Source organism: Dactylosporangium maewongense, assembly GCF_039531485.1.
GTDB classification, from domain to species: Bacteria; Actinomycetota; Actinomycetes; order Mycobacteriales; family Micromonosporaceae; genus Dactylosporangium; species Dactylosporangium maewongense.
In genome coordinates, this window is sequence record NZ_BAAAQD010000026.1 from 1 (window position 1) to 12,710 (window position 12,710).

General features: G+C 70.4%; 11 protein-coding genes and 3 pseudogenes. 8 read left to right on the forward strand and 6 right to left on the reverse strand.

Annotation, left to right across the window (positions count from 1 at the left end):
• The 3 genes and pseudogenes from ABD332_RS45640 to ABD332_RS45650 form a co-directional block, all read left to right on the forward strand.
• Window positions 1-230: pseudogene (locus ABD332_RS45640) on the forward strand (carbohydrate ABC transporter permease); the annotation flags it as partial.
• A 600-nt stretch (window positions 231-830) separates the two neighbouring features.
• Window positions 831-1,171, forward strand: a pseudogene (locus ABD332_RS45645) (transposase); the annotation flags it as partial.
• 179 nt (window positions 1,172-1,350) lie between these two features.
• Window positions 1,351-1,983, forward strand: coding sequence for a hypothetical protein (locus ABD332_RS45650; RefSeq protein ID WP_344510798.1), 633 nt, complete (start codon window positions 1,351-1,353; stop codon window positions 1,981-1,983).
• Between the two features lie 301 nt (window positions 1,984-2,284).
• On the opposite strand, the gene ABD332_RS45655 is transcribed toward ABD332_RS45650, so the two are convergent.
• Window positions 2,285-3,133: a LysR family transcriptional regulator gene (locus ABD332_RS45655; protein WP_344510800.1), complete on the reverse strand. Its 849-nt coding sequence runs from the start codon at window positions 3,131-3,133 to the stop codon at window positions 2,285-2,287.
• 70 nt (window positions 3,134-3,203) lie between these two features.
• On the opposite strand from ABD332_RS45655, the gene ABD332_RS45660 reads away from it, so the two are divergent.
• Together ABD332_RS45660 and ABD332_RS45665 are read left to right on the forward strand one after the other, a co-directional pair.
• Complete coding sequence (locus ABD332_RS45660; RefSeq protein WP_344510802.1) at window positions 3,204-4,172, forward strand: DMT family transporter; 969 nt, start codon at window positions 3,204-3,206, stop codon at window positions 4,170-4,172.
• A 187-nt stretch (window positions 4,173-4,359) separates the two neighbouring features.
• Window positions 4,360-4,929, forward strand: a complete 570-nt coding sequence (locus ABD332_RS45665; protein ID WP_344510804.1) for a sulfatase/phosphatase domain-containing protein — start codon at window positions 4,360-4,362, stop codon at window positions 4,927-4,929.
• Between the two features lie 155 nt (window positions 4,930-5,084).
• Here the strand turns inward: ABD332_RS45665 and ABD332_RS45670 are convergent, their stop codons facing one another.
• Entirely contained in the window at window positions 5,085-5,570 is a 486-nt protein-coding gene (locus ABD332_RS45670) for a hypothetical protein (protein WP_344510806.1), read from the reverse strand.
• A gap of 426 nt (window positions 5,571-5,996) precedes the next feature.
• On the opposite strand from ABD332_RS45670, the gene ABD332_RS45675 reads away from it, so the two are divergent.
• The gene (locus ABD332_RS45675; protein ID WP_344510808.1) at window positions 5,997-8,003 is read left to right on the forward strand and encodes a hypothetical protein; all 2,007 of its coding nucleotides are present in this window, start codon (window positions 5,997-5,999) and stop codon (window positions 8,001-8,003) included.
• The gene (locus ABD332_RS45680) at window positions 7,984-8,883 is read left to right on the forward strand and encodes a hypothetical protein (RefSeq protein WP_344510810.1); all 900 of its coding nucleotides are present in this window, start codon (window positions 7,984-7,986) and stop codon (window positions 8,881-8,883) included. The genes ABD332_RS45675 and ABD332_RS45680 overlap by 20 nt, the downstream gene beginning before the upstream one ends.
• Before the next feature lie 51 nt (window positions 8,884-8,934).
• Here ABD332_RS45680 and ABD332_RS45685 read toward each other — a convergent pair whose 3' ends face one another.
• Complete coding sequence (locus tag ABD332_RS45685; protein ID WP_344511118.1) at window positions 8,935-9,189, reverse strand: ROK family protein; 255 nt, start codon at window positions 9,187-9,189, stop codon at window positions 8,935-8,937.
• Window positions 9,190-9,435: 246 nt separating this feature from the next.
• Between ABD332_RS45685 and ABD332_RS60255 the strand changes: the two genes are divergently transcribed.
• Window positions 9,436-9,570, forward strand: a complete 135-nt coding sequence (locus ABD332_RS60255) for a hypothetical protein (RefSeq protein WP_354894683.1) — start codon at window positions 9,436-9,438, stop codon at window positions 9,568-9,570.
• Window positions 9,571-10,007: 437 nt separating this feature from the next.
• Here the strand turns inward: ABD332_RS60255 and ABD332_RS45690 are convergent.
• The 3 genes and pseudogenes from ABD332_RS45690 to ABD332_RS45700 form a co-directional block, all read right to left on the reverse strand.
• A pseudogene (locus ABD332_RS45690) lies at window positions 10,008-10,448 on the reverse strand (acyl-CoA dehydrogenase family protein); the annotation flags it as partial.
• A 1-nt stretch (window position 10,449) separates the two neighbouring features.
• On the reverse strand, window positions 10,450-11,700 hold the full coding sequence (locus ABD332_RS45695) for an acyl-CoA dehydrogenase family protein (protein ID WP_344511108.1): 1,251 nt from the start codon (window positions 11,698-11,700) through the stop codon (window positions 10,450-10,452).
• Between the two features lie 29 nt (window positions 11,701-11,729).
• On the reverse strand, window positions 11,730-12,704 hold the full coding sequence (locus ABD332_RS45700; protein WP_344510812.1) for an NADPH:quinone oxidoreductase family protein: 975 nt from the start codon (window positions 12,702-12,704) through the stop codon (window positions 11,730-11,732).
• Window positions 12,705-12,710: the final 6 nt, after the last annotated feature.

A 12,710-nucleotide genomic window follows, 5' to 3' on the forward strand; every position in this document is an offset into this window, starting at 1 on the left:
TGCTCTTCTTCCTCGCCAGCTGGAACCAGTACCTGCTGCCCCTCGTCCTCGTCGACGACCCGACGAAGCGGACCGTGGCCGGCGGGCTGGGCGCGTTCCAGGGCCAGTACGGCACCGACATCGTGCTGCTCTGCGCCGGATCCCTGCTGATCATCCTGCCCTCGCTGGCGATCTTCCTGATCTTCCAGCGCAACTTCGTCAAGGCGCTGATGCAAGGAGCCGTCAAGTGACGGACCGAGTCCCGCCCCTGGAGGTTCCATCGCATCTGGCCGACCGACTGCTTCAACGACCCGGCAGGCCAAGCCGCCGCGGCCGTCGCCGCCTACGAAGCCGCCCTCGCTGCCGACTCCCAACCCAGGACCACAGTGATCGAGGAGAACTCGCCGACGGCGGATCTGTTGCCGGCCGAGCACCTCATGGACGCCGGTTACCCTTCCAACACGAACCTGCTGGCCTGCCGCACCGAGTACCAGGTCCGCCTGATCGCCCCGATGCGCGGCGACTCCTCCCGCCACGCCCGCACCAACAGCCCTACGCCCGAACCGCGTCCACCATCGACTTCGACCAGCAACGAGCGATCTGCCCGCGAGGCCACCACTCGGCCACCTGAAACCCCACCCGCCAAGACGGTCAGGACGTCATCGAGGTCAGCTTCCCCCTCAGCGCCTGCATCATCTGCCCGGCCCGCACCGAGCGCACCCGCTCACAGCAGCGCCGACGACAGTTGACGCTACGACCCGCCACCTGTACGAATCCCTCCGCGACGCTGCGGGTGCCAACAAATCATCCGGCCAGGTTACGGACTTTGATCGGCAATCTCTGGCATGACCGCCGACCGCCTGCTCGCCGTCGGCGACAACCCCGAACGCATGACCAGTGAGGCCCCTTTGCCGCCCTCTGCGGCGTCAGCCCGATCGAAGCCTCATCCGGCAAGACACAGCGCCGCCGCCTCAACCGCGGCGGCGGCCGCCGCGCCAACTCAGCCCTCTACACCATCACCCTCGCCAGACTCCGCTGGGACCAACGCACCCGCGCCTACGTCGAACGACGCACCAGCGAAGGCAAAACCCGACGCGAAGCCATCCGCTGCCTGAAGCGCTACATCGCCCGCGAGCTCTACCAACTCATCACCCGACACCAGCCCCTCAACCCCTTGACATCCATAGGGGCATCAAGCTCGCCACGCGCTACCAGGCCACCGTCACCATCACCGCGATCAACGAATGGCTCTGACCCGACCTACCAAACACGTCTTAGGTCCACCACAAACCTACATCGAAGGACCACCGACATTCGCGAACGCGCCGGAAAGACTGAAGCCCGTCAACGAAACGAGAAGGGCTTCGAATCATGAACCAGGCAGTCGTGCGTCGCGTCACCGGGCTCTGCGGGATCCTCACGGCGATCGCGCTCATCGTCGAGGTGCCCCTGTACTTCATCTACGACGGCCCGCCGCCGGACTGGAACGTGCTGACGCGCATCCTCATCGGGATCCTCGCGTTCGTCGCGTTCACAGGCCTCGTCACCGGCCTGCGCGAACTGGTCCGCCGGGCCGCTCCCGATCACGAATGGGCGGCGTCGCTCGTATCGGCGGCAGGCCTGATGTACATCACGGTCACGCTCGTCTCCATGGGCCTCGAGGCCGGTGCAGTCATCGCCGCTGACACGGCCATCGACCCGACGATCGACGTGTCCGGCACGTACATCCTGTATGGCACGATCGGCCGCACCACCCTGGCGCTGTTCCTGGCCGCGCTCGGCTCGCTCGTCCTGCGAACCGGCATCCTGCCCCGCTGGACTGGCGTCACCGCCGTGACGCTCGCCGTCGTCAGCGCCGCCTTCATCCCGTCCATCTACTTCGGCAACGACCCGGCGAACTTCTACGCCGCCAACGGTTGGGGGAGCACCGCCACCGTCGGCGCACTGCTGAGCTACTGGCTGCTCGCCTTCGGCATCAGCGTCACGCGCAGCGCGCGCCGGTAAGCCGGACACGCGGAGAACGACCGTTGCGCCAGCCGCAACGGTCGTCGCGTTCGTCGCCTGCGGCGGGCGGCACCGGCGGGGCTCCCGGCGTGCTCCGGCGGCGTCGGTCAGGCGTCGATGTTGCAGCGGCGCTCACCTTTCTACGAGTCCGTCGTCGGGCTCGACGCCGTCCATCGCGACGACGTCTCGGTCGCCCTGCGGTCCGTGCGACCAGACCGACGATTTGGTTGGCGGCTTGCCGACAGCGCGTCGCGTTGACCCGGGCGTAGTCGGTGCACAGAGTGCCGGCCACAAGGTTCGCTCATGCTGCGGCGTGCTCCACCAGGGCGGTCACTGCCGGATGCCACAGCCGGTCGATGGCGCCACGGAGCACCAGCCGCCGGGCCAGGACCGGCCGCAGCGGTACCAGCACCAGTCGCGGGTCGAGCATGGCGGCGGCGAGCCCGGGCACGATCGACACACCGATCCCGGCCCGAACCATCGCGAACAGGGTGCCCAGCTCCCGCACCTGGTGCGTCGGCGCGAACGGGACGCCGCTGCGGCGGTGCGCCTCGCGGACGTGCCGCTCGCAGCCGCCGCGCGAGAGCAGGAACGCGTCGTCCTGCAGATCGGCGACGCCGACGGCGTGCTCGCCGGCGAGGGGATGGTCGCGACGCAGTACCGCATGGAACGTATCCTCCGCGAGGACATGACCTGGTCCGGGTGGTGGGTCCACGACGACGGCCAGATCGACGGTGTGGTCGGCGAGCCATTCGGCGACCTCCTCGTCCTCACCCTCGAACAGTGCCACGTCGACGCCGGGCAGTTCGTCCCGCCAGCGGGCCAGCAGCCCCGGCATGAGGCCCTGGCACACCGTCGGTGGCGCGGCGAGCTTGATCGAGCCGGCCGGTCGGCCGTCACGCTGGGCGGCCAGCATCCCGATCGCCGCTGCGGCAACCACCGCCGCTCGGGCGTGCCCGGCGATCGCCGCACCGAAGGCGGTCGCACGAACCCCACCCTGCCGGATCAGCACCGGATGGCCGAGGGTCCGCTCGAGCGTGGCGATCGTGTGCGACACCGCTGACTGGCTGATGCCGAGCGTCGCCGCGGCGCCGCTGAAGCTGCCGTCGTCGAGGACCGCGACGAAGGCGCGGAGCTGTGCCAGATGCATGAGCACTCCTCATAGTGCACTGCGTGCCACTTGTTGGACTCATGATGTGGCGCGGACGCATGATCCGTCCATGCGCAACGTCCGCTGGCTGCCCTCATTCCTAGCGCTCTCCCTGATCTGGGGGTCTAGTTTCCTGTTCATCAAGGTCGCGGTCACCGCCGGCGTCGAGCCGGTGTGGCTCGCGTTCTGGCGCTGCGCCTTCGGAGCCATGGCCCTGGCGGTGTGCTGCCTGGTCCTGCGGGCGCCCCTGTCCCGGGACCCTGTCGTGTGGGGCCATGCCTTCGTCGTCGCCGCGCTGCTCAATGCCGTGCCGTTCGCGCTGTTCGCGTACGGGCAGACGCAGATCACCACCGTGCTCGCCGGCGTGTTCAACGCCACGACCCCGCTGACGACGTTCGTCTTCGCGCTGGTCCTGGTCCCCGCGGAGCGGCCGACCGCCCGCCGCATGGTCGGCCTGGTCGCGGCGTTTGCGGGAGTGCTCGTCGTGCTCGGCGTCTGGGACGGGCTCGCCGGGGCACCGCTGCTCGGCACGCTCGCCTGCCTCGGCGGGACCCTCTGCTACGGCGCCGGGTTCGCGTACACGCGCCGATTCCTCTCCGGCCGGGCGGAGTCGGCAGCAACGCTGTCGGTGATGCAGATCGGCACCGCGACACTCCAGCTGGCGCTGGTAGCCCCGCTCGTCGGCGGCGCGCCCAGCTGGCCCGGCCCGCAGGCGGCCCTCGGGCTCGTGACGCTGGGGGCGGTCGGCACCGGCGTCGCCTACATCCTGAACCTGCGCATCATCCAGGCCGCCGGCCCGACCGTGGCGGCGTCCGTCACATATCTCGTCCCGCTATGGTCGACGCTGTTCGGCGCGGTCCTGCTCGGCGAGCCGGTCGGGCCCACGACACTCGCGGGCGCGGCCCTGGTGATCGGCGGCGCGATGCTGACGGCCGCACGGAGGGACACCCCATCCACGGTCGGCGCCGACCAGGAGGCCCCTCCTCACCACGTGCCACCTCCGACGCCCGCTCCCGCCACGTCCCCCGCACAGCCGTGACGGGTGCTGCTTCAGCAGTGTCGGTGATCTGCTCGATGGCGTCGATCTGTTCGATCAGGGCGGTCAGCGCGGCCAGGGCGGCCAGGTAGGCGCGGTCCGCCGACCGGGGAACGGGCCGTTCGATATCGAGGGGTGTCAGCAGATCGGCGATCACCGTGTTCTCGCCGCGTTTGCCGGGGACCTGGCGTTGGCCCAGGACCACCCCGTGGTCGTGAGTGACCGCTGCGACGAGGAACACCTGCCCGGCCGGGGTGCGGGTGCCGTGCAACAGCTTCCCGTCGATCGCGGCGGCGGGCAGCAACCCAGCCGGGGCCGGGTGGGTCACCGCTCGCGTGGCGGCGCGGCGTTGCTCACGCTCGACCGGCACGCGGCTGATCTACCCCTTGTGGAAGGCAAGCAGACCGCGTTCGACCATGACGTCGTCGTGCCGCTGGTGATCGCCGGCCCCAGCGTCCCTGCCGGCACGAGCCGCCCCCAGATCGTGCAGAACATCGACCTTGCCCCCACGTTCCAGCGCATCGGAGACGCGCCCGTCGCAGGCGACGTCAACGGCCGCAGCCTTCTCACCCTGCTCACCGGCGGACAGACCGCACCGCGGCGCACCGGCTCGCTCATTGAGCACCACGGCCCAGGCACCAGCGTCGACGACCCTGACGTGCAGGATGCCCGCAACGGCATGCCGACCACCTATGAGGCGCTGCGCACGGCGACCTACACCTACATCGAATACGACAACGGCGAGCGGCCGGACTTGTAGGCAGTCCTCGTCACTGAGCACGGGATCTTCGCCGACCTCGGGTACCTCGAAGGCGCCGCACCGGGCCGCAACCGCCACACCGAAGGCACCGCCCCATGAGGGCGGTGCCGAAAGATTCGGACCGCCGGCCACCTTCGGGATCTGGGCCAACGGCGTCAACGGCTCGGCAGGGTCATCGAGGCTGAGCGCGACGGGACGTTTTCGTCATCATCCCCGGAGGCTCGGCGACGATACGGCGAGCACGCCTCGGCGACAGCACGTCGGCCCCGCTCTCCGTCGGCGTCAGGAACAGGGTCATCGGCCACCTGCTTAACCGAGCGGGCCCGTACTTCGTGCTCGGCAGGCTGGCCGTCCCGCAGCAACGGAACTTCGCCGGGCGTGACACGCTCACGCTGGCCGACCGTGGTGGTGAGCAGAACGACGTAGTCCGGGTCGTAGGTACGCGCGGCCTGCAGCAGCGCTGGCGCTACTTCACCTTGCACATGCGGTATGAGGAGGAATCCTCGCCCGCCCCACAGGTGGGTCGCCGCGTGAATGGCCAGCTGCGCCCAGTAGTGCCACGCGCCGCCTCCATCGAAGACGATGGCGACGCGGGGTGCGGAAAGCCCGATCTGGGCAACGATCGGCGCGGGTGTGGGCATCCTGAACACCCTAAAAGACAGTGATCTACCGGCGTGCCGAGGCGGGCCGGACGACCCGAGCCGCCGCGGCGGTGGGAGATGCTGAGCCGGCTGGTCCGGCGCTGGTTCTGCGCTGGTCGGCCATTGGTCGGCCGTCGACTTCCAGGCACGACGAGCGCCGGGCGCCTGCGACAACCCCGCTCGTCGTGAGAATGATTCGTGTCTACAGTCCGACAGCTGCGTTCCCGCTCCCGTCTGATCGGTACATGATCGGCGCCGCGGCGACCGGCAGCGGCCGCTTGTCCCGGCCCACCGGGACGGTGGTCCCTTACCGCTCGGGACAGGCGCGTGGTGTCCTGCTCGGGCCAGGCCGGATGCCGTCGCCCCGGCCGAACCGGCCGGTGCCTGGCCCGGGAAGCGTCGTGAGACCGTTGGTGAGGAAGTTCTTTGAGACGTAGCTCAACCGGCCGGCGTTGGCTGGCCCTGGCCGTCGTCGCGACACTGGCGGCGAGTGGCTGCACCGACGACAGCGACCGCGACGACACAGCCGCACGCGGCGCCGTCGACCGCAAGTCCGTCGCCGCCGCCGCCGCCGGCCTGCCCGCCGAGCCGGCGGCCGCGGCGGAGCAGCTCGTCGCGACGATCACCAGCGACCTGGCCGGCGCCCCGGCCGCCACCGCCGAGCTGCTGCGGCGCTCGGGGTTCGCGATCGTGTCCGCGAAAGGGCCGGTCGTCGCCGCCCCGGACGAGGTGACGCTGCTGGACGCGCCGATCTACGCCGAGCTGGTCCCGCTGCTCGCCGAGGCGACGCGGGAGGGCGACAGGTACACGCCGGAGCAGTTCTCGGCGCTGCTGGTGGCCGTCGGGCTGACCGACAAGGCGCCGACCTTCGCGCAGCTCGCCACGGCGATCGGCGGCTGGGGCAAGCAGCCCGGCGACGGCGCGGTGTTCACGACCGCGGGCGCCGCCGTGCGCGCCCTCGCCGCCCAGCACCGCCAGGTGATCCATCCCGCCGCCGACCCGGCCGAGGTGTGGTTCGACCCGTTGCAGACGATCCTCCTGCTCAGCCACGCGACGAGTCGGTTCGCGCTGGTAGCCAAGGGTGCCAAGAACGGCGCGGCCGCGCCCGCGCCCGGCCTGTTCGACCGGCTGGTCGGCGTCGGCGTGGCCCACGCGGAGGACCCGAAGGGCGCGTGCGGCGAGTTCGCGGCCCTGTTCGCCGCCCCGGACGACCCGGTCATCAAGGCCAACAGCGACTTCCTGAAAGGGGAGCTCAAGGACCGGCTGGCCGGCGCGATTCTCGGCGAGGGCGCGAAGGAGATCTTCGACAAGGCCAACGAGGCGTGGGGCAAGGCCGGCGCCACGGCCAGCGCGATCATGCTGATGCTCGGCACCCGCATCGACCTCACCGCCGACAAGTCCGCGACGCACTTCAAGCACGCCCCGGGCAGCCGCGGCGAGCATGTGACGCTGACCGCCACCGCGATCTTCGACATCAAGGTCGCCCTGGAGAAGCTCGAATGCTACGCGCTCGCCGGCGTCGAGATGCCGAAGGCCGGGCCGATGGAGGGCCTGACGGTCCGCTGGTCCAGCCAGCAGCCGCAGGTCGGTACCATCCAGAAGGGCGGCGGCCAGCTCTTGCAGGCGGTGGCCGCGGACAGCGCCAAGATGACCCGTGGCGAGAAGACCGGCAAGGACGGCAAGTCCACCCTGGAGGTCAAGCCGCCGGTCGAGGACCCGCCGGGCGAGGGGCCGGAGCTGCGCGGCAAGGCGACGTTCATCGCGGCGCTGGACAAGGAGAGCTTCCCGTTCGAGCTCGGCGACACCTACGGCCTGCTCGGCAACCCGGTCGGCTACGGCATCGGCAAGACCTTCGACCTGCTCCGCGACGTCCTGGTCAAGGCCGGGCTGCCGAGCCAGACGATCACGATCGCGGTCACCTACCACGGCTCGGACATCCTCGTCGCCAAGGGCAGCAACTCCGTGAACCTGATCCTCGCGTCGATTCCCAAGGTGTACGTCGACCTGGTGAGCTGCACCGGCCTGGCCGGGCCGTTCAAGGGCAAGGGCGGCTACAGCGGGGTCGAGTACAGCGAGTTCGAGCAGCTCGCCGGCGCCGTCGCCGGGATTCCCGTCCCGAAGAGCATCGGCGGCCAGGAGAACTCGAACCTCAGCGTCCTGACCAACGACCGGTCCGGCCCCAACCCGTTCTTCATCATGACCGGCGAGGGCGGCAAGCAGTTCCTGGACGGGGTCCTCGACCTCAACCCGGACCGCTACCTGAACACCCGCGCCGAGATCCTCGACGACTGGCGGGTCGGCCGCCCGGTCGGCGAGGTGGAGATCCTCCTGGCCGGCAACTCGTTCCCGCTCAGCGACCTCACCTGGCCCGTCCTGCGGGTCACCGAGGACCCGCGCTGCCCGAAGGTGACGTATGAGTACGACAACCTCTGACCACCGCCGCCGGGTGCTCACCGGACTGCTCGCCACGGTCCTCGCCACGGTCCTCGCCGCGTGCACCTCGGACCACACGCCCGCGCCGCGGCCGACGACCGGGGCGGGCGCGAACCCGCCGGGGGCCGCGCTGCCGGCCGGCTTCGCCGGTCTCTACGTCACCCCCGAGGTGATCGCGGTACCGCTGCCCGGCGACGGGCTGCGCATGGTCACGGCGCAGCGGTGCGACCGCCTCGTGGACATGCTGGGCGCCGGCCAGTGGTACGTCGCCGACGAACTGCGCTACCCCAAGGAAGCGGCGGCCTCCCAGGAGGTCTTCAGCGGTCTCGGCCTGATGCCCGCCCTCCTGCTGCGGCGCGGCGACCGGCGGGTGTTCGCCACGATCGAGGGCGCCACGGACTGCACGGCGACCCTCACCACCCTGCCGGCGCAGGAGATCACGGTCAGCGGTGCCGGGATGCCCGGCACCCGCCCGGGCTGGGCGGCCACCACCCGGTGCTACCGCAGCGGCGGCGACCTCAGCGTGTCGTTCTACTTCGACACGGACGCACACGTCGGCGCCATCGGCACCGTCACCATCGCCGCCGACGGCAGCGTCTCCGACGAGGACCTGAGCATCACCGTCGTCCAGCACACCGGCGCCCTCATGAACACCCTGTCCGGCCTCGACTGGTCCGCCCCGAAACCGAAGAAAGGGGTGACCCTCAGCGAACTGACGGCGGAGGACGTCGACGGCGCGAAGGCGTCGATGACCGGCCCGGCCGAGCGGCCCGCGGGCACACTGACCCTGCCGGCCCTCAGCGACGACGCGGGCAAGCTGGGCGAGGTCAGCATCACCGTGCCGTTCGCCTGCGCGGAGGTCGGTACCCTCGGCGCCTGACGCGTGCTGTCTCACGGGCGTGGCCGGCTCCGCCGGCCACGCCCGTCGCGGTCAGGCCTGCATCGCGAGCGGGATCGAGCCGAGCAGCGCGGCGTCCTGCGCGAAGTCGGACAGGACCACCTCGGGCGGGTACGGCAGCGCGTGGGAGAGCCTGTCGATCAGCAGCTCGCGCACCAGGTCGTCGCGGGCGACACCGCCGACGAGCACGATGCGCTGAGGGTCGAGCAGCAGGCAGCACGTGACGACGTGGCGGGCCAGGTCACCGACCCGGGCGACCAGCGCGTCGCGCACCAGCCCGGGCGACACCGCGGCCGCCGCAGGCCTGCAACGGGACCTTGCTGCGGTAACGGCCGGGCTGAGCCTGCCCTGGAGCTCCGGCGCGGTCGAAGGCCAGGTCAACCGCGTGAAGATGCTCAAAGACAGATGTACGGCCGAGCCAAATTCGACCTGCTGAGGCGGCGCATCCTCCAACCCAACTGACCGGCAGTCCCGACCGCCCCGCCACGCTTCGCGTGACAGAACCGAATTAGGTGATCGTCCACAACCAGAGGCTTGTCGTCCGTATTTGAGGGTGCAGGAGTCCGGGTCACGCTCACCACCGCCCGTTCGCATGACGTCGATTCGAGCGTGCCAGCCTTTCTGACAGTGGCGCGCTTGGCCGTCCGAGCTGCCATCGAACGCCGATGAAGGAGCTGAGGTTCGCTGCTCACGGCCATCGGGTACTGCGCAAAGCCAGTCCAACGTCTCGTCGAGGTCGAGGGTGGCCCGGTAGTGGCTGGCACAGTCGAAGCGGGTGGCCAGGCCGCGCCAGTGTTTGCGCCGGCAGATCGCTGGGACCTTGCCGAAATGCCTCGACGGCATTCCGACACTCGAGCAATTTTCGAGCAACTCAGGTCCACAGTGGACATTTAATTGAGGAGTTTCCGCAGCTCAGGCGCGTCAAGCAGCATTGAACTACACGCTGCCTGAGGATTAAAGACCTTGTTGAGGCTCGAACGCGCACCGACCTGGCGACCCTCGACGATGTCGGTGACCTGCGCGAGCGTGAACTGCTGGTGGGCGTGCGCCTGCATCCACGAGCGTGCCACACGGTCGCGGAGCAGATCGGTCGCCGACCCGGCCTGCTCGTCGCGCACCGCCCGGGATCGGATCCCCGCCAGGTCGCTGCCCGCGCCTGGCTCCGACCAGCCCTGGGCCCACAGGTCCTGCACCGCCGCCATCCGCGGCAGCAGCTCGTCCTGCTACTGCTTGGTGCCGAACTCGAAGATCGTCGGGGCCAGCAGGAAGATGCCGTTCTGCGTCACCCGCTGCGGCGCACCGGCCCGGTAGTACTCCTCCTCGAAGATGAGCCACTGCCATATCGACGCCTCGCGGCCGCCGTACTCCTTGGGCCACGACACGACCGACCACCGGTCCGCGTGCAGCGCCCGCTCCCACGCCAGGTGCGCGGCGAAGCCCTCCGCGGTGTCCCCCGAGGGCAGCGGCTGCCGCGGCACGTTCGCCGCCAGCCAGTTCCGGGCCTCCGCCCGGAACTGCTCGTCCTGCGCCGACCAGGTCAGGTCCATCTCAGCCCTGCCCCGCCTCGGCGGCGCCCGCTGGCGCCGTGTCACGGTAGCAGCGTAGTTGCGTGCGGGCCACCGTGCGCAGGTGCACCTCATCCGGGCCGTCGGCGATACCGAGGATCCGGGCGCTGGCCCACATCCGGGCGATCGGGAAGTCGTCGGTGACCCCGCCGCCGCCATGTGCCTGGATCGAACGGTCCAGCACGTTGCGGGCGACCCGCGGCGCGACGACCTTGATCGCGGCGATCTCGGTCGCGGCGTCCTTGGCCCCGCCCCGATCAATGAGCCACGCCGTCTTCAGCACGAGCAGGCGGGCCTGCTCGATCTCCATGCGGGACTCGGCGATCCAATTGCGGATCACGCCCTGCTCGGAGAGCGGGCCGCCGAACGCCTCGCGGGCCATCGTCCGGCGCACCATGAGCTCGAGGCCCCGCTCGGCCATGCCGAGGCAGCGCATCGCGTGGTGGATGCGGCCCGGGCCGAGGCGGGCCTGGGCGATCGCGAAACCGTCGCCCTCAGCGCCGAGCAGGCTCGTCACCGGCACCCGCACGTCGTCGAACCGGATCTCGCAGTGACCGTGCTGGTCGTGGTAGCCGAAGATCGGCAGCGAGCGCACGATCGTCACCCCGGGGGTGGCGACCGGCACGAGCACCATGGACTGCTGCCGGTAGACGGCCGTCTCCGGGTCCGTCTTGCCCATCAGCACGAGGATGTCGCAGCGCGGGTCCGCCGCGCCGGTCGTCCACCACTTGCGTCCGTTGATGACGTACTCGTCTCCGTCGCGCACGATCGAGGTGGAGATGTTCCGTGCGTCGGAGGAGGCCACGTCCGGCTCGGTCATCGCAAAGCCGGAGCGCATCGTGCCCTCGAGCAGCGGTGTGAGCCACTGCTGCTTCTGCTCGGGCGTGCCGAACATGTGCAGCAGCTCCATATTGCCCGTGTCCGGCGCGGCACAGTTGAGCGCCTCGGGTGCGAGGTAGGGCGAGCGTCCGGTCTCCTCGGCGAGGTATGCGTACTCGACGTTCGTGAGGCCCGACAGATCAGGCAGGAAGAGGTTCCACAGACCTAGCCTGCGCGCCGTGTCCTTCAGTCCTTCGACGACCGGCGGCAGGACGTGGGACACGCCCCCGTTCACGCGGGCCGCGGCACCGAGCTCGGCGGCGTACACCTTCTCGGCTGGGTAGACATGCTCGGCCATGAACGTGCGCAACGTCGCGAGCAACTCGCTCGAGCGCGGGCCGGGGCCGAGGTCCATCTGGGTCAGGTCGGTCGCGTCAGCCACCGTCACTCCTTGCCTGAGTTCACGCGGAGGGCGATCTTGCCGCGAGCGCCACGGTTCATCACCGTGGCGAGCGCGCGGGCAGCCTCCTCGAGCGGGAAGACTTCGCTGACGTGTGGCCTCAGCCGGCCAGCGGCGACCCACTCGAGCAGCGTCGTCATGTTCGCGGCGTTCGCCTCCGGGTTGCGCTTGGCCCAGGCGCCCCAAAGGACCCCCAGCACCGCGCCCTCGGTGAGCAACAGCCGGTTGAACTTGACCTGCGGGATCTCGCCCGCCGCGTAGCCGACGGTGAGGAACCTCCCAGCCCACGAGAGGGTACGCAGCGCCGCGGTGGCGGCGTCGCCACCGACGGGGTCGTAGACGACGTCGGCACCGGCGCCGCTGGTCAGCTCGCGCACCATCGCCGTCATGTCGTCGTAGCCGATGGCGTGGTCGGCCCCGTGCGCCAGGCACAGCTCACGCTTGTCCTCGCTCGAGGCGGCCGCGATCACGGTCGCGCCGAGGGCCTTGCCGATCTGCACGGCGGTGAGGCCGACGCCGCCGGAGGCGCCGAGCACAAGCAGTGTCTCGCCGGTTGCGAGGCCGGCCCGGTCGACGAGCCCGTGATAGGACGTGCCGTAGACAACGGGGATCGTGCTTGCCTCGACGAGGTCGATGCCCTCGGGCAACCGGTGGACCATACGGGCGTCGACGAGCGCCTGCGCGGCGTAGCCGCCGATGCCACAGAAGCCGATGACGCGGGTGCCGACGGGCGGGCCGGTCACCCCGTCGCCGAGCGCCGCGACCGTGCCGGCGACCTCACAGCCGGGCACGAACGGCAGCTCCGGCTTGGTCTGGTAGGTGCCGGCGACGATAAGGCCGTCGGGAAAGTTCACCCCGGCGCCGACGACGTCGACGAGCACCTGCCCGGGGCCGGGCTGCGGCTGCGGCCCGTCCGTCACCGTGAGCACCTCGGGATCCCCGAGCTTACGGACCACCATCGAACG